At 40.8% G+C, this 23,266-nt stretch carries 20 protein-coding genes and 1 tRNA gene; 10 read left to right on the top strand and 11 right to left on the bottom strand.

The window, feature by feature from the left end:
• Positions 1 to 7 precede the first annotated feature (7 nt).
• Positions 8 to 520, bottom strand: a complete 513-nt coding sequence (gene dsbB, locus PSI14_RS00565) for a disulfide bond formation protein DsbB (protein WP_273573901.1) — start codon at positions 518 to 520, stop codon at positions 8 to 10.
• A 204-nt stretch (positions 521 to 724) separates the two neighbouring features.
• Positions 725 to 2,269, bottom strand: a complete 1,545-nt coding sequence (gene nhaB / locus PSI14_RS00560; RefSeq protein ID WP_273573900.1) for a sodium/proton antiporter NhaB — start codon at positions 2,267 to 2,269, stop codon at positions 725 to 727.
• 391 nt (positions 2,270 to 2,660) lie between these two features.
• Here nhaB and fadR point away from each other — a divergent pair, with 391 nt between their 5' ends.
• The 3 genes from fadR to alr all read left to right on the top strand — a co-directional run bounded on the left by fadR (position 2,661) and on the right by alr (position 6,456).
• The gene (fadR, locus tag PSI14_RS00555; RefSeq protein ID WP_273573898.1) at positions 2,661 to 3,383 is read left to right on the top strand and encodes a fatty acid metabolism transcriptional regulator FadR; all 723 of its coding nucleotides are present in this window, start codon (positions 2,661 to 2,663) and stop codon (positions 3,381 to 3,383) included.
• A gap of 683 nt (positions 3,384 to 4,066) precedes the next feature.
• The gene (locus PSI14_RS00550; protein WP_273573896.1) at positions 4,067 to 5,368 is read left to right on the top strand and encodes a D-amino acid dehydrogenase; all 1,302 of its coding nucleotides are present in this window, start codon (positions 4,067 to 4,069) and stop codon (positions 5,366 to 5,368) included.
• Between the two features lie 20 nt (positions 5,369 to 5,388).
• On the top strand, positions 5,389 to 6,456 hold the full coding sequence (alr, locus tag PSI14_RS00545) for an alanine racemase (protein WP_273573894.1): 1,068 nt from the start codon (positions 5,389 to 5,391) through the stop codon (positions 6,454 to 6,456).
• A gap of 95 nt (positions 6,457 to 6,551) precedes the next feature.
• On the opposite strand, the gene PSI14_RS00540 is transcribed toward alr, so the two are convergent.
• Positions 6,552 to 7,475 (bottom strand): D-hexose-6-phosphate mutarotase, encoded by a 924-nt coding sequence (locus PSI14_RS00540; RefSeq protein ID WP_273573893.1) that lies wholly within the window; start codon positions 7,473 to 7,475, stop codon positions 6,552 to 6,554.
• Positions 7,476 to 7,604: 129 nt separating this feature from the next.
• A complete protein-coding gene (gene gapA, locus PSI14_RS00535; RefSeq protein ID WP_273573892.1) occupies positions 7,605 to 8,600 on the bottom strand; it encodes a glyceraldehyde-3-phosphate dehydrogenase in 996 nt (331 codons plus the stop codon).
• Positions 8,601 to 8,942: 342 nt separating this feature from the next.
• Between gapA and msrB the strand changes: the two genes are divergently transcribed.
• Positions 8,943 to 9,356: a peptide-methionine (R)-S-oxide reductase MsrB gene (msrB, locus tag PSI14_RS00530; protein WP_273573890.1), complete on the top strand. Its 414-nt coding sequence runs from the start codon at positions 8,943 to 8,945 to the stop codon at positions 9,354 to 9,356.
• Between the two features lie 119 nt (positions 9,357 to 9,475).
• Complete coding sequence (locus tag PSI14_RS00525) at positions 9,476 to 9,757, top strand: YeaC family protein (RefSeq protein WP_273573889.1); 282 nt, start codon at positions 9,476 to 9,478, stop codon at positions 9,755 to 9,757.
• A gap of 84 nt (positions 9,758 to 9,841) precedes the next feature.
• On the opposite strand, the gene pncA is transcribed toward PSI14_RS00525, so the two are convergent.
• The 3 genes from pncA to sppA all read right to left on the bottom strand — a co-directional run bounded on the left by pncA (position 9,842) and on the right by sppA (position 13,509).
• Positions 9,842 to 10,477 carry a bifunctional nicotinamidase/pyrazinamidase gene (pncA, locus tag PSI14_RS00520; protein WP_273574090.1) on the bottom strand — a complete coding sequence of 212 codons (636 nt, stop codon included), beginning with the start codon at positions 10,475 to 10,477 and terminating at the stop codon, positions 9,842 to 9,844.
• Between the two features lie 24 nt (positions 10,478 to 10,501).
• Entirely contained in the window at positions 10,502 to 11,521 is a 1,020-nt protein-coding gene (gene ansA / locus PSI14_RS00515; RefSeq protein ID WP_273573888.1) for an asparaginase, read from the bottom strand.
• A gap of 110 nt (positions 11,522 to 11,631) precedes the next feature.
• A complete protein-coding gene (gene sppA, locus PSI14_RS00510) occupies positions 11,632 to 13,509 on the bottom strand; it encodes a signal peptide peptidase SppA (protein ID WP_273573887.1) in 1,878 nt (625 codons plus the stop codon).
• 167 nt (positions 13,510 to 13,676) lie between these two features.
• On the opposite strand from sppA, the gene PSI14_RS00505 reads away from it, so the two are divergent.
• From PSI14_RS00505 to PSI14_RS00495, 3 genes are read left to right on the top strand one after another with little or no spacing between them, the layout of a single operon-like run.
• Entirely contained in the window at positions 13,677 to 14,228 is a 552-nt protein-coding gene (locus PSI14_RS00505) for an NAD(P)H nitroreductase (protein WP_273573885.1), read from the top strand.
• A gap of 12 nt (positions 14,229 to 14,240) precedes the next feature.
• Entirely contained in the window at positions 14,241 to 15,284 is a 1,044-nt protein-coding gene (gene selD, locus PSI14_RS00500) for a selenide, water dikinase SelD (RefSeq protein ID WP_273573884.1), read from the top strand.
• A 4-nt stretch (positions 15,285 to 15,288) separates the two neighbouring features.
• Positions 15,289 to 17,235 carry a DNA topoisomerase III gene (locus tag PSI14_RS00495; RefSeq protein WP_273573883.1) on the top strand — a complete coding sequence of 649 codons (1,947 nt, stop codon included), beginning with the start codon at positions 15,289 to 15,291 and terminating at the stop codon, positions 17,233 to 17,235.
• Between the two features lie 54 nt (positions 17,236 to 17,289).
• Here the strand turns inward: PSI14_RS00495 and xthA are convergent, their stop codons facing one another.
• Positions 17,290 to 18,096 carry an exodeoxyribonuclease III gene (gene xthA, locus PSI14_RS00490; protein WP_273573881.1) on the bottom strand — a complete coding sequence of 269 codons (807 nt, stop codon included), beginning with the start codon at positions 18,094 to 18,096 and terminating at the stop codon, positions 17,290 to 17,292.
• 652 nt (positions 18,097 to 18,748) lie between these two features.
• Between xthA and PSI14_RS00485 the strand changes: the two genes are divergently transcribed.
• Positions 18,749 to 19,612, top strand: coding sequence for a helix-turn-helix domain-containing protein (locus PSI14_RS00485; RefSeq protein ID WP_273573880.1), 864 nt, complete (start codon positions 18,749 to 18,751; stop codon positions 19,610 to 19,612).
• 543 nt (positions 19,613 to 20,155) lie between these two features.
• Here PSI14_RS00485 and PSI14_RS00480 read toward each other — a convergent pair.
• The 3 genes from PSI14_RS00480 to PSI14_RS00470 form a co-directional block, all read right to left on the bottom strand.
• Positions 20,156 to 20,240, bottom strand: a tRNA-Tyr gene (locus tag PSI14_RS00480).
• A 200-nt stretch (positions 20,241 to 20,440) separates the two neighbouring features.
• On the bottom strand, positions 20,441 to 21,289 hold the full coding sequence (purU, locus tag PSI14_RS00475; RefSeq protein ID WP_273573879.1) for a formyltetrahydrofolate deformylase: 849 nt from the start codon (positions 21,287 to 21,289) through the stop codon (positions 20,441 to 20,443).
• Positions 21,290 to 21,356: 67 nt separating this feature from the next.
• Positions 21,357 to 21,818, bottom strand: coding sequence for a YchJ family protein (locus tag PSI14_RS00470; protein ID WP_273573878.1), 462 nt, complete (start codon positions 21,816 to 21,818; stop codon positions 21,357 to 21,359).
• A gap of 516 nt (positions 21,819 to 22,334) precedes the next feature.
• Between PSI14_RS00470 and galU the strand changes: the two genes are divergently transcribed.
• A complete protein-coding gene (gene galU, locus PSI14_RS00465; protein WP_273573877.1) occupies positions 22,335 to 23,252 on the top strand; it encodes a UTP--glucose-1-phosphate uridylyltransferase GalU in 918 nt (305 codons plus the stop codon).
• Positions 23,253 to 23,266 lie beyond the last annotated feature (14 nt).

The following is a 23,266-nucleotide window of genomic DNA, read 5'->3' as shown; positions in this document are numbered from 1 at the left end:
TGAATATCTATTTCTGACCCCGAAAAACCTGGCTTACCAGCACCAACACGCCTATCAACAAATAAACAGCAAAAATGCCAACCAACCATTGGGGCATTTCCAGTGTTAAAAATTCCCATTGCCTAATTGAACAATCACCATAGGCCTGGAATACAGAAGGCAACCAATCATTTAACGGTAACCAAGATGGAAATTGAACAAAGAACTCACAGATATTAAATGGAGAAGGGTGTAACTGCATCATGGTGTGATCCCATGCCAGTCTCAATCCTTGCCACGCGCTGTAAATCCATACCAGGATCGCCAGCCAACGTAAAGGCGTTTTAGGTGCAATTACCCCCAACACCGCAGCCCCAAAAACACCAAACAGTGCAACACGCTCATAAATACACATTACGCAGGGTTGTAACTGCATCACATGCTGAAAGTAGAGTGCTGTTGCTTCTAGGATCAGAGCGGTCAGTGCCATTAATAACCATGAGCCTCGCTTTTGGGAACTCACTTTCAAAAATTGAAACATTTATTTTTTCCCCTTCATTTTTTCAATATAAATAATCATTGGGTTATTTTGCCGTTTCAGCTGCCATAAAAAAATAAAATTACAATCAACAGAATCATTTTTTCAGGAAAATGATTAATAAAAAAACTGGATGATATGGTTTTACGTACTATCTATGGCCTTACATATTATCCGGCAGGATACAACAATCAATTTGATTAATGATTATAGTGAAATGATCAAACCAAGTTTGACGAGATATTCAGTAGCAGGTACTAACCAAAATTCAACACACAATAGTCCTACTAGTGTCATCACAATGGTATAAGGCAGCGCCATCATTACCATGCGCCCATAAGAGAGACGAATCAGCGGAGACAAGGCGGAAGTCAGCAGGAACAGAAAAGCCGCTTGTCCATTTGGGGTTGCCACGGATGGCAAATTAGTTCCCGTGTTGATGGCAATAGCTAAATATTCATACTGTTGTTGTGAAATCAGGCCATTTTTCAGGGCCGTCAGGGCTTCATTAATGTAAACCGTGCCGACAAAGACATTATCAGAAACCGCAGAGAGCAACCCATTGAACAAATAGAATAAGGAAAGCTGCGAAGCAGGTGACGATTGCAAGACAAATTGAATAAATGGCGTGAACAGTTGTTGATCAACAATTACGGCAACCACAGAGAAAAACACGGTTAACAAGGCAGTAAATGGCAAGGCTTCCTCAAATGCTTTACCCAATGCGTGCTCTTCGGTGATACCACAGAATGCGGTCGCTAAAATAATAACTGACAGACCAATTAAACCCACCTCAGCTAAATGAAAAGCCAGTGCCACTATCAGCCAAATGCCGATCAGTGCCTGAACAGCAAGCTGAACTTTTTCTTGGCGGGTGCGTTTTTCACTGGCTTGTTGGTCATAATCTTCTAAGACAGAGCGAACTCGCTCAGGCAATTCAGCACCGTAACCAAACAATTTAAAATGTTCGACCAGCAAACAGACCAGTAAGCCACAAATAAACACAGGAATAGTAACGGGTGACATACGGATGAAGAAGGTAACAAAATCCCAGCCAACATGTTTGGCAATAATCAGGTTTTGTGGTTCACCAACCATCGTCATTACGCCGCCCAGTGCCGTACCGACCCCTGCATGCATCATCAGGCTACGCAGAAACGCCCGAAATTGTTCCAACGTCTGTTTTTTATCTTCACTGTCAATGACATCATCATCATTCAGTTCAGAGTTACTATTGCTGGAAAGGAATTGGTGATAGATAGAGTAAAACCCGATTGACACACTGATGACGACTGCAATGACAGTCAGGGCATCAAGAAAAGCGGACAAGAAAGCACTGGCCAGAGAGAATGCCAGTGCCAGCATTTTTTTTGAGCGGATACTTAACAGCAACTTCGTGAAAACAAACAGCAGTAATTGTTTCATGAAGTAAATGCCCGCAACCATGAAAATCAGCAATAAAATGACTTCCAGATTGTTGGAAATTTCATGGCCTATCTGTTTTGGCGAAGTCATTCCGATGATGACGGCTTCAATGGCGAGTAACCCACCGGGTTGCAGGGGGTAGCATTTTAATGCCATTGCTAATGTGAAGATAAATTCAACAACGAGCATCCAACCAGCAACAAAGGGACTGACAAAGAAATAAACCAGTGGATTGATGATAAGAAAAATAATGATAGCTAATTTGTACCAATCCGGCGAATTGCCGAGAAAGTTTTTCACCACTGCACGTTGGATACTGATTTCCATTATTATTAACATTCCTCTTTGTGGATACGTAGACAAATCTATACCCAATGGATTTCAAGGTGCGTCGCGGCGGCCAGAGAGCGAATCCCCGGGAGCATAGATAATCTATGCTCATAACAACGGTAACCGGGTGAGTGAGTGCAGCCAACAAAGAGGCAACTTGAAAGACGAAGGTATAAACAGCCATATAGAAATATATTGGTATAGTACGCTCAAAACGATAGCAATTTAAGGGCATTAGCACATAATTAATCCGCGAATGATTGCATTTTTTATGAACCCTTTCACTCTTTCGCGGTTTATTTAGCAGGTAGCTATGTCGGACAAACACATTCTGGTATGATCGACGGCTATTATTAGCCAAGAAAACTGCTTTGGAATAATTAAAATTATGGTAATTAAGGCTCAAAGCCCTGCTAATTTTGCGGAAGAGTATCTTATTGAAAGTATTTGGAATAATCGCTTCCCACCAGGTTCCATACTGCCAGCAGAACGTGAATTATCTGAATTGATCGGTGTCACCCGTACGACTTTGCGTGAAGTGTTGCAGCGACTTGCCCGTGATGGTTGGTTGACTATTCAGCATGGAAAGCCAACTAAGGTTAATAACTTCTGGGAAACATCCGGTCTTAATATTCTGGAAACGTTGGCACGTCTTGATCATGATCGCGTTCCTCAGTTGATTGATAACTTGTTGGCAGTGCGGACGAATATCGCAGCCATTTTTATCCGTACCGCATTCAGGCTCAATCCTGAAAAATCGCTGGAAATTCTGGCGGAAAAAGAAAATGTGGAAGATACCGCGGAGTCTTTCAGTTCTGTGGATTATGATATTTTCCGTGGCTTGGCTTTTGCTTCAGGAAACCCAATTTATGGCTTGATTATTAATGGGCTGAAAGGGCTGTATACCCGCGTTGGCCGTTATTATTTCTCCAGTCCTGAAGCGCGTAATCTCGCATTGAATTTCTACCAGCAATTACGTTTACTGTGTCAGGATAAATCCTATGACAAAATCATGGATTGTGTACGTAATTATGGTAAAGAAAGTGGCATTATCTGGCATGGTATGCAGAGCATTATGCTCAATGAATTAGCAGAAGGATCAATGCATTAACAGAAGTATGTCTTGGTTGGTTAAACTCTTCGTTTTTTGATTGCCTCGTTCTTGGTTGCGTTTATTTACCCCAGTTGTATGGTTATATAACGTCTAATGATATGATGCGAAATTATCTATATTTCTGGGGCATTTCTCTCATCGTTGCTTAACATATGCGTACTATTTAGAAGGTACTTAAGAGTAGAAGGTACTTAAGAGGTATTTTAAGTAGTGCGCCCAACGCTTAATCCTTACTCATTTTGTGAACTTCTTTATGTCATCATGTTTTTGACGTATTAACCGATGTCGAAAATCCTCCTAACTGTGTATTTCAATTTTTTAAATTATTATTCTATTTAACTAATATCAAGTCAGAATTAAATTCTGTAAATTTCACATTTATTGGTTTAATCATGATTTTGATTTTGTGAACGAAATGTTTCTTTTTTGCCATAAAAATCACTTTAACAGGTAGAAAATGAAGGGGTTGGTAGCATTTCCATCTGCTTTATTAATTTGATTTAACTGTATTTAAATCAGAATTCTTCGTTTTTTAAATAAATGGATTAGTTACATTTTGTAATGAAAATGTGATTTAAATCCTAAAGCTTAATTAATCGTGCTGTAGTCTATTATTCTATATTGGTTTTTTATGTTTAGCATATTATGCTTGAAGATATTGCTTACCAGTAGGGGGTAGAATGAAGGTTCTTATTTTAGGCAGCGGTGTTATTGGCGTAACCAGTGCATGGTATCTTGCACAGGCAGGCCATGAAGTTATCGTCATTGATCGCCAGAATAGTGCTGCGGAAGAAACGAGTGCCGGTAATGCCGGTCAAATTTCACCAGGGTACGCGACCCCTTGGGGCGCGCCAGGTATCCCACTAAAAGCAATCAAGTGGATGTTTCAACGTCATGCGCCTTTGGCTATTCGCCCTGATGGTTCTCTGTTTCAATTACGCTGGATGTGGCAAATGCTGCGTAATTGCGATGCAAACCATTACGCAATGAATAAAAGCAGAATGGTACGTCTGGCAGAATATAGTCGGGATTGTATTAAGCAATTAAGGGAAGATACGGGGATCCAATATGAAGGGCGTCAGGAGGGAACCCTGCAATTGTTTAGAACTGTCAAGCAATTTGATAATGCCGCCAATGATATTGAAGTCTTAGAGCAGGAAGGAGTCCCTTATCGACTATTGACTGCCGAACAACTGGCTACAGTGGAACCCGCGCTGGCCCATGCTTCTCATAAATTAACAGGCGGTTTGCAATTACCGAATGATGAAACGGGTGATTGTCAGGTTTTTACCAAAGTATTGGCTAAAATGGCAGAAGATGCTGGTGTTAAGTTTATATTCAACAAGCAAGTTAAACAAATTTTGGTAGACGGGAATAAAGTCACGGGTATTCAATGTGATGATGGTATCATGATGGCGGATCACTATGTGGTGGCGATGGGATCTTATTCTACTGAGATATTGAAAGATTTGGTTAAAATCCCGGTTTATCCGCTGAAAGGTTATTCATTGACGATGCCGATTATGGATGAATCAAAAGCACCCACCTCAACCGTACTGGATGAAACTTACAAGATTGCCATTACACGTTTTGACAATCGTATTCGTGTTGGAGGCATGGCGGAAGTGGTCGGATTTAATTTGAATGTCCCCCAAAATCGTTGTGAAACGTTAAAAATGGTTGTACAGGATCTATACCGCAACGGTGGCAATATCGCGGAGGCCTCATTCTGGACAGGTTTGCGTCCTATGACTCCGGATGGTACTCCTATCGTGGGGCCAACCAAGTATGCGAATCTCTATTTAAATACTGGGCATGGAACATTAGGTTGGACAATGGCCTGTGGGTCAGGGAAGTTACTGGCTGATTTAATTTCTGGTAAAGAGCCTGATATTGCAGCAGATGATCTCTCTGTATTCAGATATATCAATGGATTCAATATAAAAGTGTTTCCAATGAAGCCTCATTTACATATTGCATAAACTATTAAGAAGGGGTCGTCATGCCACGTCCTATTTTGGCAACGATCCATCTCAATGCATTCCGTCATAATCTGTCGATTATTCGCCAAAAAGCGAGTAACAGTAAAATCTGGTCGGTAGTCAAAGCGAATGCGTATGGGCATGGATTGGACAGAATATGGCAATCACTCATGCAGACAGATGGATTTGCACTGCTTGACATGAATGAAGCTATTTATTTAAGGGAGCAGGGATGGCAAGGGCCAATCTTGCTATTGGAAGGTTTTTTCAAACCAGCGGATTTACAGATTATCAATAAGTACCATCTGACGACCGCAATACACAGCCATTGGCAGTTAGATGAAATAGAAAAAGCTAAATTGGACAATCCCATTGATATCTATTTGAAACTTAATAGTGGCATGAATCGGTTGGGATTTACTTCAGAAGAGTATCCACAGATATTTTCAATAGCGAGAGGGATTAAAAATATAAATTCCGTCACTTTGATGAGCCATTTTGCCAACTCAGATAATGAAGTGGGTATTGATGGACAGTTTGAGGTTATAGAACGTTTGCAAATGAACTCACTTCCTCATTGTCTGGCGAATTCTGGTGCTGTTTTGTGGCATCCGAAAACACATAGGGATTGGATACGGCCGGGCATTATTCTTTATGGTGCATCTCCGAGCGGAAAATGGCGTGATATTGCCGATTTTGGACTGAAATCAGCCATGACATTGCAGAGTGAAATCATTGCGGTGCATGAACTTCCCAAAAGGGAAAAAATTGGCTATGGCAGTCGTTACACGACCCAGATGCCCATTCGTGTAGGCACAGTCGCCTGTGGCTATGCGGATGGATATCCGAGGCATGCTCCAACGGGAACCCCTGTCATGGTTGATGGTGTTCGAACCCAATTATTGGGTGCTATTTCAATGGATATGATGACGGTTGATTTAACTCAATGCCCTCTGGCCAATATAGGTAGTGTTGTTGAGTTATGGGGAGAAAATCTGCCAGTAGATGTAGTTGCAGAATCGGCGGGAACTATTGGTTATGAGCTTCTGTGTGCTTTAGCGAAACGCGTTCCTGTCACGGTGGGTTAATCCTTTCTATATTCAGACAGTTTCAGGCATTTTTATCCTCGGTTTTGGAATAAATGCCTGTTTTTATATATACCCTCTCTTTTGAATTTTCTTTGCTATTTTCCCCCGCCGCTATTTTCTTCATGACTTCCACTTAACTGACTATTGTCTGAAAGTTTACGACAGCGGATAACAACAGAAAGCCTGTCAGGATTACCATTCTTAGGTCTCAATGGGTTATTGATACGCGCAGTTTCAATACAAGCCATATTCTTATAACCATCTTTGCTCATGTCTTTCATACTACTGGAAAGAGCAGCACCAGGGTTCCAACATACGATATCACTATGGTGATAATGGTGTATTTCAATCGTTCGTTTCCAGACAGGATCTCTGAGCAGGCTAAAATCATCTGGCTCTGTATAAATGCGATCGGTTCTCCCGCGGAAGACGAAATCTTCTTTGATGTATTGCTCTCTATCGGTAAGGGTATCAATAAAATGAGATCCAAGCCCACTGACCTGAATTTGATTGATGTCACTAACATTGAAATAAGAGTGAAGGGCACACGTGGCTTGATATTCACCGTGGGATTCGAATTCTATTTCGCAGGTTTCCCCTAATTTAAAACGGGCAATCAGTGTGAACTCATGTGGCCATAACTTATGGGTATATGCGTTGTCCTGCAATGTAAACGTCAAAATAACACCATTTTCATGCTCATTATGGGCTTTGAGTTCCCAAGGCAATATCCGTGCAAACCCGTGACTAGGCGCCGCAGATGAACCAAACCAAGGCCAACAGATGGGAATGCCGCCACGAATGGCAGTGCCTGCACTAAAAATGGCTTTATCGCTTAGCCATAATATAGGTTTTTCATTACTGGGCTGCCATGTAATCAGGTGTGCACCTTGAATACTGATTGCCCCACGGACTTTGGGATGAGAGACAACAACTAACGGAAAACCATCAATGTTTCTCTGGCTGATATAAGGGGAGATTTGTTCTACAATCGGTAATGAAAAAATTTTATCAAGCATCTGTCATGACCTTATGTAAACTTAAATTGGTGGTTGAACCAAAGGGGAATGATAGCTCAATATTTTAGATCCATAAATAAAAAAGCCACCTATAAACAGGTGGCTTTTGAACATGGATAGAAAACTCGATTATTTGGAGATATGAGCGATCAGATCCAGAACTTTGTTGGAATAACCAGTTTCGTTGTCATACCAAGAAACCAGTTTTACAAAGTTGTCGTTCAGTGCGATACCTGCTTTTGCATCAAATACAGAAGTCAGTTTTTCGCCGTTGAAATCGGTGGAAACCACGTCATCTTCAGTATAGCCCAGAATGCCTTTCAGCTCGCCTTCTGCTGCTTCTTTGATTACGTCACAGATTTCTGCGTAAGTTGCTGGTTTAGCCAGACGTACAGTCAAGTCAACAACAGATACGTTAGGAGTAGGAACACGGAAAGACATACCAGTCAGTTTGCCGTTCAGTTCTGGGATAACTTTACCTACTGCTTTTGCTGCGCCAGTGGAAGATGGGATGATGTTCTGTGCCGCACCACGGCCACCGCGCCAGTCTTTCGCTGAAGGACCGTCAACAGTTTTCTGGGTTGCAGTTGTTGCATGAACTGTAGTCATCAAACCTTCAACGATGCCGAATTTGTCATTGATAACTTTAGCCAGTGGAGCCAGACAGTTAGTAGTGCAAGATGCGTTGGAAACGATATCCTGATCTGCATAGGCATTGTGGTTGACACCCATAACGAACATTGGCGTATTGTCTTTGGATGGGCCAGTCAGAACAACTTTTTTCGCGCCAGCAGCAATGTGTTTACGTGCGGTTTCGTCAGTCAGGAAGATACCTGTTGCTTCTGCAACAACATCAACACCCACTTCGTTCCATTTCAGGTTAGCTGGGTCTCTTTCAGATGTAACGCGGATGGTTTTGCCGTTAACAACCAACTGACCGTCTTTAACTTCAACAGTACCGTTGAAGCGGCCGTGGGTTGAATCGTATTTCAGCATGTAAGCCATGTATTCTGCATCTAACAGATCATTGATTGCAACGATTTCAATGTCTGAACGTTCTTGAGCAGCACGGAAAACAATACGGCCGATACGACCAAAACCGTTAATACCTACTTTGATAGTCATAGTATTCCACCAGCTATTTTTTTTAGTGAATTAAAAGTTGTTTCTAAAGTTACCAAAATCTTGTCAGCCGTCAAGCGGAATCGTGTCAACAATTGAAAAATATCAATAGTAATCACTATCTGGATGCTTGCTATACAGCCGGTACAAGCTCTTCGCACATCATTATCGGGGCATAAGGAGATATTTAAAGTTACCATCGGTTAGATATGTGAGACTTATCACAATTAGTAAGGTAAATTGCTATGTTGAATGGGTTAGAATGCGTTTTGATATTTTGTTGTTAATTTTTTGTTGTTTTCGATGATTTTTTATTGAAAATTTTGACCTTAAAAGGTGGTCATTATGACTAAAAGTCAAAACATTTTCTTTTCCATAGAACAGCTTAGTGAAATGCAGCGCCATGTTACGCAAGAAGCAGGCACTGAGCCGTCATTTTCAGGAAAACTACTGCACAACAAAAAAAGTGGCATTTATCATTGCCTGTGTTGCCGCCAGCCATTATTTGTTTCTGATACGAAATTTGATTCGGGATGTGGATGGCCGAGTTTTTACCAACCAATTAGTGAAGGTTCTATCACATATATTGATGATTATTCTCATAATATGCACCGGATAGAAGTGCGTTGTAGCCACTGTCAGGCACATTTGGGGCATGTTTTTCCCGATGGTCCCAAGCCGACAGGAGAACGCTTCTGTATTAATTCAGCAGCACTACGTTTTGTTGATAAAGAAACAGGCGAAGAAACAGCAGGTTAATCGTTCCTTAGCCGACGCGACGCATCTTGAAATCCATTGGATATAAATGAAAGATTGAATTAATAAGCTGAGAAAAAACGATTCAGCTTGGTTTTTGATAAAGTACAAAGGAAATATCAATGAAGTTGGATGATTTACTCTCCGCCATGACTCCTGAAATTTATCAGCGGCTAGTTCAGGCTGTTGAACTCGGGAAGTGGCAGGATGGTGTAGCACTCACACCGGAACAGAAAGAATACAGCTTACAGGCGGTAATGCTTTGGCAAGCAAAATATAATCATGATCCTGAACATATGACAATTGGTACAGATGGTCAAATTGCCATAAAAAGCAAACAAGAGTTAAAGGCTATGTTTCAGTCCGAAATGGTTGCAAGATTGAAACCCCAATCGGAAGATTGAAATAGGATGAATTGACAACCTCGTCCTTGCAGAAACAGGACGAGGTTATATTTTGGTTTTGATTGCGCCATAAATTTGATCGTGTCACAAAATGGCTATGATTTCGTTTTGTGGGATTAATTTAGCACCTTTCGCTGCCATTTCCTCAAATGCTTGCTGGCTGTCATTGGCTTGAATATTGACACCACGGCAACCATCAGTAATGACATAGGTTTCATAGCCTAGTGCTAAAGCATCAAGCACAGTAAATTTTATGCAGTAATCGGTGGCGATACCCAGCACAAACAGACGTTGAATGTTCTGTTTGGTTAGCCAATCGTGCAGGCGGGTTTCGCTTTTATGGTCATTATCAAAAAACGCACTGTAGCTATCTATTTGGGAGTTTTCACCTTTTCGGAAAACCTCTTGAATGGCGGATTGGTTTAATGAAGGATGGAATTCGGCACCAAACTGTCCTTGTACACAATGGTTCGGCCACCATACTTGGGGAATGCCATTAAGTTCTCCTAATTCACCTACCTTCCGCCCGGCATTTTCTGCAAAGCTCATGTGGTTCGCCGGATGCCAATCCTGACTTGCGATGACAGTGATATTGTTTTTCTGGCATAGTGCAATCACGTTATTTGCTACCTCAATCACCGCATCACTATCTTTGACAGCCAGTGCACCCCCAGTACAAAAGTCATTTTGCAGATCGACAAGTAATAATGCTGTTTTCATCATATTTCTCGATTTACCTATTTATTATTCATCGGAATAACTCAATTCTCCACGCAGATTTTGTTGCATCAGGTGGCGGATTTCTTCAGGTGTATAAGGTTGACTCAATAAATAGTGCAATTTCGTTAAAGTTGCCTCGAAAGTCATGTCATAGCCACTGATAACACCTGATGCTGCCAGAGAATGACCAGTAGCATAGCCTCCCATATTGACTCGACCAGAAATACATTGTGTTAAATTGATCACAATTATGCCTCGATCGGTTGCTTCCTGTAACGTTTTCAGTAAGTCAGCACGTTGAGGCGCATTACCAACACCGTATGATCGTAAAATCAATGCCTTGACTGGTTGCATCAGAATATTTTCTACCACCTGACTGGATAATCCGGGATAGATAGTCACAACGCCGATTGGTTGTGATGTAATCGGATTCACAACAAACTTGCCGTGACTGACAGGTATGGGATTTGTTTTGAAAGTACGGATATTTATCCCGGCTTCCATTAGTGGAGAGCAGTTTGGTGATGAGAAGGCATCAAAGCCATCCGCATGGGCTTTAATCGTTCTATTTCCACGAAATAACTTATTGTTGAAGAACAGACTGACTTCGTTAATAGGGTAATTCGCTGCGAGATACAGTGCATTAAGGAGATTGGTTTGCCCATCGGAACGCAGTGCTTCCAGAGGGATTTGTGACCCTGTCACAATAATCGGCTTATTGAGGTTTTCAAACATGAAAGAAAGTGCTGATGCCGTGAAAGCCATGGTATCCGTACCGTGCAGAATCACAAAGCCATCATAGTCATGATAATTCTGATAGATATCATTTGCGATAATGCCCCAGTCATCAGGACTCATATCAGAAGAATCGATCAGGGGATGATGTTCACGGATAGTGAATGTTGGCATTTCAGGGCGGTGAAATTCAGGCATTTTTGAGAGTTGTTGTTGTAAATGACCGGAAACGGGAATATATCCATTGGGAGAATGTTGCATCCCAATAGTGCCGCCAGTGTAAACAACATAGATGGACTTCTTCTGCATGGTAACGTCTCAATAAAAATAATTAGCTGGATTATAGGCAGTATCAGAAATAAAAAAAGCCTGATGGTGAAATCAGGCTTTAAATTTGCTAGAAACTCTGCCAGACGTTGTTAACGGATATCGACACAATTCAGACAGTATGTGTAGATATTCTGTGGATCATTCATATTGCTATAAAACGCGGCTTGTTTTTTCATATCTCGGGCAACTTCGGCGAATGGCGCTGGCAACATTGACTGCAAGGTATTTGGCAATAGCACTTGTGCTGATGAAGTTAGTCCCTGCATGATTTTTTCAGAGAATGATAATTCAGGTTGCATCCAGTTCAGTGATACTTTTTTGATGCTTGCCAATTCAGCGGCTTTTTTAACAGCATCATCAAAATCACCCAATTGATCGACTAATCCATGTTTTTTGGCATCAAGGCCACTCCAAACACGTCCCTGGGCGACGTTATTGATTTCGTCCGGAGATTTATTGCGGGCACTTGCCACTAGTCCGATAAACTTATTGTAACCATTCTCAATAGATAACTGCATTACATCTGAGAACGCCTGATTGATACCTTTGATTGTAGAAATATCGGCGAACGGGGTTGTTGAAACACCATCAGTATTCACGCCAATATAATTGAGGCTCTTCTCAAGGGTCTGAAAGACACCAAAAATACCAATGGAGCCTGTTAATGTGCTGGGATCAGCAATAATGTAGTTAGCGGGAGTGGAGATCCAGTAACCGCCGGAGGCAGCTACTCCACCCATTGAAACAACGATGGGTTTCGCATTTCCTGTCTTGTCATCCCGGATAGCTACCAACTCATTACGAATAATTTCAGATGCATTGACACTGCCACCTGGGCTGTTTACTCGTAATACGATCGCTTTTATGTTGGAGTCATGGTGTGCTTCACGCAGTTGTTCAGCAATGGAGTCGCTTCCAACGATACCTGATGAGTGCTTACCTTCTGTAATAGCACCGTCAGCAATAATGACGGCAATGTTGCCTTCATTATCATCATTTTGTACTGGTTCTTGAGCAATGTAGTCATAAATACTGATGTAATTGAAATGTTTTTTTTCTTTATCTAAACCGAATACATCCTGCATCTTCTTTTCAACGACATTGCGTGGCTCAATATAATCTACCAGCTTGTTTTGATGTGCATACAGTGAATTATCTCCGCCAGCTTTGCGGAATTTCTCGATAAATTTCGTTGCTCCAGGGAAGACTTGTTCGGCAGGGATATGTCTGTTAACTGCAACAGTGTTTAAATAATTGTCCCAAAGTTCGTTGAGCCAGAGGCTATCAGCTTCACGAGCTTCTTTTGACATATTGTCACGCAGCATGGGTTCTACTGCTGATTTATATGTTCCCACACGGAAAATATGGGTGGACACTTTCAACATATCTAACAATGACTTGTAATATAAATGGTTGGTGGAGAAACCGTGGATATCAACGGCTCCTAATGGAGATAAATGTATTTTATTAGCGTAGCTGGCTAAATAGTATTGTGATTGGCTGTAATTATCACCAATCGCATAAACAGGTTTGTTTGTTGCTTTAAATTCATTTATGGCCTTGCCAATATATCTCATGGACGTTGGATCAGCGCCGATAAAGTCACTCAGTTTTAATACCATTCCTGTAATTTTTTTGTCGTCTTTTGCGCGACGAATGCTGTCAACAACATCAAATAAGGAAGTTTCTTTATAATTTTGATTGGATGGATCAAAAAGGCTTTTTCCGTATTGTTCAAACGGATCGCGAACAGTTACACGATCACGAACAATTCCAGACAGGTTGACATACAATGCTCCTTGATAGTTGTTTTCAATCTTGGATGGTTTTTGATAAGTGATGTACCCAAAAACTACAATAGCAGTCAGTAGGATAAAAATAAGATTGAAAATAAGCTGGCGAGTAAAATTTAGAAGTCTCCAACTCCATTTCAGTAATGCAGTTATGAAGTGCCATAAAGTACGCATATCGTCTCCAATTATGGTATCAAATAGGGTTATCCTAAACAGCTCGTCTAGAAATGTCAGCTGAAAATAATGTTGTTGGTTGAAAAAACAGTGTATGTACTTTCATTCATTCGTGAATAAACAGAGAATGTCAGTTTGTGACAGATTATCTTATTTAGGAGAAAATAATGAGTGCTTTGGAACTTTTGTTAAATCGTCGTTCAATTTCACGTTTAACAACCCCCGCCCCAGAGGGAATTGAATTACAGCATATTTTAGCAGCCGGGATGAGAGCGCCTGATCATGGTGCTTTACGTCCTTGGCATTTTGTTGTGATGCAGGGAGAAGGCATTAATAAATTCAGTAAACTCCTCGAAAAAGCAGCAATTGAGGAGGAATTAGGAAAAGAAGTTGAAGAGAAAGCGAAAAATGCACCTTTCCGAGCACCAATGATTATTACAGTTATCGCCAAGGTCGTTGAGCATGTGAAAGTTCCTGCATGGGAGCAAGTTGTTGCTGCGGGGTGTGCTGTTCATGCCATGCAGATGGCCGCAGTCGCTCAAGGTTTTGGTGGTATATGGCGTTCAGGCTCGTGGACAGAAGATTCAACTGTTAGAGCAGGTTTGGGATGTGGGGAGAATGACAAAATTGTTGGGTTTCTCTACTTAGGAACCCCAGAACTCAAGGCGCCTGCAAAAGTCTCAACACCAGATTTGACCAACTTTGTCAGTTATTTCTAACTGGAGCGACTAATGTCAACTAAAATCCGTCTAACTCAATACAGCCATGGTGCCGGATGTGGTTGCAAAATTTCGCCAAAAGTGCTGGAAACTATTTTGCACAGTAAACAGGCAAAATTTTTCGATCCTAATCTTCTGGTAGGCAATGAAACCCGTGATGATGCTGCTGTGTATGACATTGGTAATGGTACAGGCATCATTAGTACTACCGATTTTTTTATGCCTATTGTTGATGATCCTTTTGACTTTGGTCGTATTGCCGCCACTAATGCCATCAGCGATATTTACGCTATGGGTGGAAAGCCAATAATGGCGATTGCGATTTTGGGGTGGCCAATTAATAAGCTGGCCCCGGAAATTGCTCAAAATGTCATTGAGGGAGGCAGGGCTGTTTGTAAGGATGCGGGTATTTCCCTGGCGGGAGGGCATTCAATTGATGCACCTGAGCCGATATTTGGCTTGGCAGTGACTGGTATCATCAATATTGAGCGTGTGAAGCGTAATAATCAGGCAAAAACGGGAAGTCTCCTGTTCCTGACTAAACCTTTGGGCGTTGGTGTATTGACTACGGCTGAAAAGAAAGGCTTGCTACAGCCTGAACATCAAGGTATTGCGAAAGAAATTATGTGCCGGCTGAATAATGCGGGGACAGATTTTGCAGGAATTGACGGTGTTACAGCGATGACGGATGTAACAGGCTTTGGCCTGTTAGGGCATTTGAGCGAAATTTGTGAAGGTTCGGGCGTTCAAGCGACGGTCAAATTTTCACAAGTTCCGAGATTGCCAAATGTTGATATTTATATCGAAAAAGGTTGTGTACCTGGTGGTACAGGACGCAACTTTGACAGTTATGGGCACTTAGTTGGAAAGATGACAACTCTTCAACGTTATCTCTTGTGTGACCCACAAACTTCGGGTGGTTTATTGCTGGCAATTTTGCCGGATGCCGTGGAAGAGGCGAAAGCCGTTGCACGAAACCACAATATTGATTTTATTGCTATTGGTGAACTGACTGAGCTGTGCTCAGACAGGGCATTAATTGAAGTTCTTGAATAATTCCATGCGTCTTTTTATTGCAGAAAAGCCCAGCCTCGCGAGAGCTATAGCGGATATTTTACCAAAGCCACATCGACGTGGGGATGGGTTTATTGAATGCGGTAATAACCAGTTTGTGACTTGGTGTATTGGTCACCTATTGGAGCAGGCTGAACCAGATGCCTACGATAGCCGTTATGCTCGTTGGGTACTGGCTGATTTACCGATCATTCCCGAAAAATGGCAGTTGAAGCCACGGGCAGCCGTGGCTAAACAGCTCAACACCATTAAATCCCTGTTGGAAAGGGCAAACGAAATAATCCATGCAGGTGACCCCGATCGTGAAGGGCAATTGCTGGTGGATGAAGTACTGGATTTTTTAGATCTGGACACTGAAAAAAAACAGAATGTCCAGCGGTGTCTGATTAATGACCTGAATCCTCAGGCAGTCACAAAAGCTGTTGAACGGCTGAGGAGTAATCGGGAATTTATCCCCTTGTGTGTTTCTGCACTCGCCAGGGCTAGGGCAGACTGGCTTTATGGCATCAATATGACCCGTGCTTATACATTATTGGGCAAAAACGCGGGTTATCAGGGCGTATTATCGGTTGGACGTGTCCAAACACCCATTTTAGGTTTGGTTGTGCGTCGTGATGAAGAGATAGAGCATTTTGTGCCGAAAGACTTCTTTGAAGTCAAAGCTCATGTTGTTACACCAAATGAAGAGCGATTTACAGCTTTATGGCAACCAAGTGAATCTTGCATTGATTTTCAGGACGAAGAAGGGAGAATTATTCACCGGCCATTGGCTGAACATGTCGTGGGGCGTATTACAGGGCAGCCAGCCTATGTTTCCGCTTATCAGGACAAGCGTGAATCAGAAACTGCACCATTGCCGTTTTCACTTTCATCTTTGCAGATTGAAGCAGCCAAGCGTTTTGGCTTGAGTGCTCAGGACGTACTTGATATTTGTCAGCGGCTTTATGAAACCCATAAGTTGATCACCTATCCACGTTCTGATAGCCGTTACCTGCCAGAAGAACATTTTGTGGGGCGTCATGCGGTCTTGAATGCTATTTCGGTCCATGCCGCACATTTGCTCCCACAGGACGCATTAGATGTAGGGAAAAAGAATCGCTGTTGGGATGATAAGAAGGTTGATGCCCACCATGCAATTGTTCCCACTGCGCGCAGTAGCCAAGTCAATTTAACAGAAAATGAAGGGCATATTTATGGCTTGATTGCCCGACAGTACCTGATGCAGTTTTTTCCTGATGCAGTATTCCGAAAATGTACGATTGAACTTGATATTGCAGGTGGAAAATTTATCGCGAAGGCGCGTTTTCTGGCAGAAGCGGGGTGGAGAACTTTGCTTGGCAACAAGGAACGGGATGAGGAGAATGAAGGTACTCCATTACCGGTTGTTACTAAAGGAGATGAATTGTTGTGTGAGAAGGGGGAAGTGGTGGAAAGGCAGACACAACCACCAAGGCCTTTCACTGATGCAACATTATTGTCTGCAATGACTGGCATAGCTCGATTTGTGCAGGACAAGGCCTTGAAAAAGGTGCTTCGTGCAACCGATGGATTGGGTACAGAAGCGACTAGAGCAGGGATAATCGAACTGCTCTTCAAACGCGAATTCCTGTACAAAAAAGGGCGCCATATTCACGCTACTCCGGCTGGTAGGGCTTTAATCCATGTATTGCCGGATATGGCGGTATTACCAGATATGACTGCACATTGGGAATCTCGGTTGACGCAAATCAGCGAAAAGCAATTTCGTTATCAGGATTTTATGTTACCGCTTCAGGAAACATTGCAGCAATTAATCTGGCAGGCAAAACAGTATCGTAATTTGAAAGCTTTTAGGGATCTGCCCCCTGTTCCCGCTAGTACCAAAAAAGGGAAAGGAAAGCAGGCAAAATCCAGTAAAAGTAGGGCAAAGAAAGATTCAGGCAATCAGGTATAATCTGAAATGAAACACAGCACCATAATGAGTGGTGCTGTGTTTCATGATCGTTGCTTATATTTTAAATTCTGTCCAAACAGGGGCATGATCGGACGGTTTTTCCATGCTTCGAATAGCGTAATCAATACCAGAAGAGATACATTTTTCTGCTAATGGTTGGCTGGCAAGCAGTAAATCAATGCGTAACCCACGATTATCATCAAATCCTTTTGAACGATAGTCGAACCAAGAAAATTGGTCATTGACTTCGGGATGTTGTGCTCGGAATGTATCAATGAATCCCCAATTTTTCAGGCGTTCCATCCAGTCTCTTTCTTCTGGTAAGAAAGAGCACTTTCCAGTTTTCAGCCAGCGTTTTTGATTATTTTCTCCGATGCCAATATCAAGATCAGTTGGACTGATATTCATGTCACCCATAATCAGAATATGCGATTCAGGAGAATGGTGAATGTTTAGATAGGATTGTAGGTCCTGATAAAATTTTTCTTTTGCAGGAAATTTAATCGGGTGATCACGGCTTTCCCCTTGAGGAAAATAGCCATTGATTACAGTCAATAAACCAAGAGGTGTCTCGATATCGGCCATAATAATGCGGCGTTGTGCATCATTGTCATCAGTAGGAAAACCTTTACGGATATTTACTGGCTGTTGACGGGTCAGCAGGGCGACACCGTAGTGTGATTTTTGACCATGATAAAAGACGTGATAACCTAATTTACTCACTTCTTCCAGAGGAAACATTTCATCATGGACTTTTATTTCTTGTAATCCGATAACATCAGGTTGGTGCTGTTCAACAATAGCAGCGAGTTGATGAGGGCGTGCTCTTAGCCCATTAATATTGAATGATATAAATTTCATATCGTTATAATCACCTATAGAATATTCTTATTTTTTATGTTAGCAGATATAAATAAATATGTAACTATTTATTAAATAATAAATTTCACCAAACTATCTTTATAACTCGCTATTTTACTCCTATATATAATACTATATTGAGTATAATACTCTCGTTACCCAAAATTTAGAGTGTCGAATCGTTTTTTAAATAATAAAAAAATACAGAATTAACAAGTGGTAAATTAATGTATATATTATAATCCACTAGTTATAACGTGTTATATTTAACGCCTGATATTATAATTTCCCGTGAGGGTTTTTGTCCTTGAAATTTATTTTATGGCATGCGTTACAAAAATTAATTAATGAAAAAGTAGAAGAGTTAATCAATCTCTGATAGAAATTTGAACTTGTAGGCCATGGTTATATTTATTAATGGCTTATAATCACGATGGAATATTCATCATGATATAGGTGAATAATATAGTTCACCTAAACCGCATTATTGCATCAGGGGCTGGCATTTTATATAAATGCCATTTGAAAAATATCTGTTTTTATTGTACAAAATTATACCTTCATAATATCAAGTTTGATTTAGCGGTTACCTGATGAGAAGGCCATTTCAAGGAAATTATTTTAGCCACAAGTTACATAGGAACGGTGAATTATGTTTTTTTCTCGTAAATTAGAAGCATTCATGGCGGTGGTGGAAATGGGTTCTTTAAGCAAGGCGGCAAGAGTGATGAACCGTACGACTCCCCCAGTCGCTAAATCAATTAAAGACTTTGAAGCGACGTTAGGAAAGCGCTTATTTAAAAGGGAGAAGTTTGGGATGATTCTGACCAAAGACGGAGTGGAGTTATATAATGACCTGAAAGAGCTCTATTTGAAAGAAAAAGAAATTACAAAGAAACACATCAGCGGGAGTATTTGTAATGTTGTAAATATATACCATGATTGGGGTAAGAAAAAGCATCTGATTTCGCTTTATAAAGCAGCGGACAGAAATAATGCTCAAGTTAATATATTACGCTTCAGTTATGATAACATTGATGAAATAGTTGACTATGAGGGCAATACAATAATTTTAAGTTCAGAAAAAGTACTTAGTGATCGATTCAGTCTTGTACGGAAAATTGATGGACCAAATTTGGGGATCTGCTGCCGTAGAGAGTTATTAGATGAAGTAAATGGGGACTTTACTCAGTTGTTAAAAAAGAGAACATGGTTATGTGACCCAGTACTCTATAAAGGCAATTTGATAAAGAGTTTGGAAGAGGAAATGGTAAAAAATGGAGAAAAAGTTAATATTCGTCAGATGGATAATATAGAATGTTGTCTCAATTTTATTCAGTCAAGTGATTATATTTTTATTACAGATTCCCACTCCGGTGCGTTGGAAGAGGGAGAAAGCCTAGGCTTCATTCCAATATCACGGCCTGATGCACTTAATCAGTGTTATGTCTACAAATCAAAATCTCATTCAAGCGTGTTAAATCGTTTCATCGACTCTGTCAGCGATATGGAATAACCGATTGCATAAGCGGAGCGAACTATCAGATTCCTTGCTCCGCTATTGGTACTTGCCCAACAAATGCATTAATTTTGAAAACATTGATTTGGTCGTTAATCTAAAGTGCTTTGTTGATCTGTTTTATTTCAAACATGTCTATTTTGAACAGGTTTTTTAAACAGATTTTTTAAATAAATAGCGATGAGCTTCGACGATTAATGTAAGCAATGAAGTAGCCATTTGTTGATTTTGTAATGCATTGAGAGCTTGGAATAGATTATTGATAGTGGTGAGGAAGGGGAGTTCATCATTTCGTTCCTCACCTTTGGTTTATGTAGGTACTGATTTATGTAGATATTAGTTTATGTAAATATTGCACGTCTCATCATTTTTTTGCACAAAATTTTACACCCTGTCCACAGTTATGCTGCACGCGCTAGCACTTTCCAAATCGATACATTCTATAAGTTGTTGAGTTATAACTTACTGTTTATAAACCACTAATATGATTTTTAATAGGATTTTCTTTTGATTTGGATGTAATGGAATGCGAGTCTTTGATGGTGGTGGGGGAAGGATTCGAACCTTCGAAGTCTGTGACGGCAGATTTACAGTCTGCTCCCTTTGGCCGCTCGGGAACCCCACCAGATTTTTGAATTGTATGCTGTTGTTGTCAGCGGACGGCATAATATCAAATAAGCCGCCGCTGTAAAGTAGATAATTGAAAATAAAGTATCGAGCGCTTGTTTTTTGAGCTTGGTGATCGGGTTGTAACCTATTGGGTGATGCTATCAATAGGAAACCCTCAAGTATAGATACAATACTTTATTATTTCATTTCTTCTTATCAAAGAATAACGGTACGATTACCATATACAAAAACACGTTGAGAAAATACCCAGTGTAATGCTTGGCTCAACACATTCTTCTCAACATCTAGTCCTGCACGCATCATCTCTTCAGCTGTATAAGTATGATCTACATTTATTACATCTTGAGTGATGATTGGCCCTTCATCCAAATTGTCATTTACATAATGAGCCGTTGCGCCAATAATTTTCACGCCACGCTCATAAGCCTGATGATAGGGGCGTGCACCGATGAATGCAGGCAAGAATGAGTGATGAATATTGATTATTTGATTCGGGTAATGCTGAACAAATGCTGGTGTTAAAACTCGCATATATTTAGCAAGTACAACATAGTCGGGTTTATATTGATCAATCTGAGCCATCAATGCTTCATCATGTTGTTCGCGGGTTAATCCCTCATGACTGATGTAATGGAATGGAATATCAAACTGTTCAACCAGTTGTTGCAAGGTAGTATGATTGCCGATGACCGCTGCAATTTCGACATCCAGCCCACCATAGGCACTTTTTACTAAGATATCGCCAATGCAATGTGCTTCTTTTGTCACCATGATAACGATGCGGCGTCGACCTGCTTTATTTAATTCACGGCTTGAACCTGCTGGCAGGGCGCCATCCAAATCAGCCAGAAGGGTTTCATCATTAAAAATACCTTCCAGTTCAGTACGCATAAAAAATCGTCCAGTACGATGATCAACAAATTCATTATTTTGAACGATGTTTAATTGATGCTTGTAACAAATATTTGTGATTTTTGCGATTAATCCTTTGGAATCAGGACAAATTGTACGCAAGATTTTTTTTTGCATGTTTGTGTTTTGCATGGATTACAAGATCCTCAAATATTCTTCACTGTGTGTGAATTGTTATGTTTAATATTTAGATACTGATTTAACCACAGCACTTCTTGTATTTTTTGCCTGAACCACATGGGCAAAGGCTGTTTCGGCCTACTTGAGGACGAATGCCATCTATATAAAACCAACATTGGTCAATACGCAAAAAACGTGAGCGCTCATGAATCAATTGTCTATCTTGCTTTCCTTGTTCAATAAAGCAAGCTGAAAATTCGACATAGGCTTCGTTATTATGTTTCCCTTGATTAGTTTCGAGGATATTTAATCCCAGCCATTGTACACCAGCAAAACTTTGTTCTATTTCTGTACGCCATTTTTCAGCCGAGCAATCTGGGTGCCAGGTAGTGATGAGATAGTCTGCATTTTGTGTGACGTAAGCACTATATCTGGAACGCATTAAGGATTCAGCATTTGGGGCAGGGTGATGGTTTTCAAGATAGGGGCTACAGCAAAGGGCGAAAGATGAGCCACTGCCGCAGGGACACATTTTTGTCAAAATAACTCCAGTTATTTAAAGTGGTTGCTGTTAGTACCAGTGATCTTGCAAAGATATGAAGAGTATAAATAGTACAGATTTATTAGGCTATCATCGATCGATGATACTCGAATATGGGCAAGAGCTGCAATGTTTGGTAAAGACCGCCGTTATGAAAAAGAATTGCGAGGAAAGAGAATATTAATTGTCGAAGATAAGCCAGTTTTTTGCTCTTCACTAACTGGCTATTTGAATTCATTGAGATAGAAAAATTCCCTTTAACATATTAAAGATAATTCCTTCAATAAATTTATAACTTTTAAGCCTTATTTTATGGTAACGACTGATATCTAATCATTGGAATGTGATTAGAGGCTAGCGCACTGTATATCTGGTCGAATTAACTGGTATACTTGTGCGTATTATTTTTTGCGAGTGCGATTTTCTTCACACATACAATTTTTTCTGAGAGTTAATGCTATTGTTTAAGCTGTAAAGGAGTTTTTCAGTGAAAACATAGTAGTAGGAGACGATGTAATGTCAGTCACAAATAAAAAAGTAAAAAAAGCTGTTATACCCGTTGCTGGTTTGGGGACCCGGATGTTGCCAGCGACCAAAGCCATTCCGAAAGAAATGCTTCCTTTGGTAGATAAACCACTTATTCAATATGTCGTCAATGAATGTATCAAGGCTGGCATTAATGAGATCATTCTGGTCACACATTCATCCAAAAACTCGATAGAAAACCATTTTGATACTAGTTTTGAGTTGGAAGCGATTCTTGAGAAAAGAGTTAAGCGCCAATTATTGGACGAAATACAGTCTATCTGTCCAAATCATGTGACAATCATGCAAATCCGTCAAGGAATTGCAAAAGGATTGGGACATGCCGTGCTATGTGCTAAACCCCTTATTGGTGATGAGCCGTTTGCTGTTATTCTGCCCGATGTCATTCTGGATGAGTACAGCACTGATCTATCAAAATATAATTTGAGCGAAATGTTATCACGCTTTAACAGTAGTGGCGCAAGCCAGCTCCTCGTTGAACCTGTCCCTGTGGAAAGTGTTTCGGATTATGGCATTGTTGATTGCTTAGGTGAGGATTTACAGCCAGGTGATAGTAAACCTATTGTCCGTGTTGTTGAAAAACCAAAACCAGAAGAAGCGCCATCGAATCTCTCCATTGTTGGTCGTTATGTATTATCCGAAAAAATCTGGCCATTATTGGCGAAAACTGCACCAGGAGCAGGAGATGAAATACAACTGACAGATGCCATTGCCATGCTGATGGAAAAAGAGCCGGTTGAGGCTTATCACTTACAGGGCCGTAGCCATGATTGTGGCAATAAATTGGGCTATATGCAGGCATTTGTTGAATATGGTATGAAACATAATGAATTGGGCAAGTCATTCACGGATTGGATCATGGCCTTGCAAAATAAGATTGAAAAATAATCTACTAGTACTTT

Source organism: Xenorhabdus anantnagensis, assembly GCF_028598555.1.
Classification (GTDB): Bacteria; Pseudomonadota; Gammaproteobacteria; order Enterobacterales; family Enterobacteriaceae; genus Xenorhabdus; species Xenorhabdus anantnagensis.
Note: the sequence above shows the minus strand (reverse complement) of the source record. Positions and strands in the feature narration are given on the sequence as shown.

Excerpts from the sequence above, each read along its gene's own strand:
- dsbB (WP_273573901.1), bottom strand. The coding sequence starts at position 520 with ATGTTTCAATTTTTGAAAGTGAGTTCCCAAAAGCGAGGCTCATGGTTA.
- nhaB (WP_273573900.1), bottom strand. The coding sequence starts at position 2,269 with ATGGAAATCAGTATCCAACGTGCAGTGGTGAAAAACTTTCTCGGCAAT.
- fadR (WP_273573898.1), top strand. The coding sequence starts at position 2,661 with ATGGTAATTAAGGCTCAAAGCCCTGCTAATTTTGCGGAAGAGTATCTT.
- PSI14_RS00550 (WP_273573896.1), top strand. The coding sequence starts at position 4,067 with ATGAAGGTTCTTATTTTAGGCAGCGGTGTTATTGGCGTAACCAGTGCA.
- alr (WP_273573894.1), top strand. The coding sequence starts at position 5,389 with ATGCCACGTCCTATTTTGGCAACGATCCATCTCAATGCATTCCGTCAT.
- PSI14_RS00540 (WP_273573893.1), bottom strand. The coding sequence starts at position 7,475 with ATGCTTGATAAAATTTTTTCATTACCGATTGTAGAACAAATCTCCCCT.
- gapA (WP_273573892.1), bottom strand. The coding sequence starts at position 8,600 with ATGACTATCAAAGTAGGTATTAACGGTTTTGGTCGTATCGGCCGTATT.
- msrB (WP_273573890.1), top strand. The coding sequence starts at position 8,943 with ATGACTAAAAGTCAAAACATTTTCTTTTCCATAGAACAGCTTAGTGAA.
- PSI14_RS00525 (WP_273573889.1), top strand. The coding sequence starts at position 9,476 with ATGAAGTTGGATGATTTACTCTCCGCCATGACTCCTGAAATTTATCAG.
- pncA (WP_273574090.1), bottom strand. The coding sequence starts at position 10,477 with ATGAAAACAGCATTATTACTTGTCGATCTGCAAAATGACTTTTGTACT.
- ansA (WP_273573888.1), bottom strand. The coding sequence starts at position 11,521 with ATGCAGAAGAAGTCCATCTATGTTGTTTACACTGGCGGCACTATTGGG.
- sppA (WP_273573887.1), bottom strand. The coding sequence starts at position 13,509 with ATGCGTACTTTATGGCACTTCATAACTGCATTACTGAAATGGAGTTGG.
- PSI14_RS00505 (WP_273573885.1), top strand. The coding sequence starts at position 13,677 with ATGAGTGCTTTGGAACTTTTGTTAAATCGTCGTTCAATTTCACGTTTA.
- selD (WP_273573884.1), top strand. The coding sequence starts at position 14,241 with ATGTCAACTAAAATCCGTCTAACTCAATACAGCCATGGTGCCGGATGT.
- PSI14_RS00495 (WP_273573883.1), top strand. The coding sequence starts at position 15,289 with ATGCGTCTTTTTATTGCAGAAAAGCCCAGCCTCGCGAGAGCTATAGCG.
- xthA (WP_273573881.1), bottom strand. The coding sequence starts at position 18,096 with ATGAAATTTATATCATTCAATATTAATGGGCTAAGAGCACGCCCTCAT.
- PSI14_RS00485 (WP_273573880.1), top strand. The coding sequence starts at position 18,749 with ATGTTTTTTTCTCGTAAATTAGAAGCATTCATGGCGGTGGTGGAAATG.
- purU (WP_273573879.1), bottom strand. The coding sequence starts at position 21,289 with ATGCAAAACACAAACATGCAAAAAAAAATCTTGCGTACAATTTGTCCT.
- galU (WP_273573877.1), top strand. The coding sequence starts at position 22,335 with ATGTCAGTCACAAATAAAAAAGTAAAAAAAGCTGTTATACCCGTTGCT.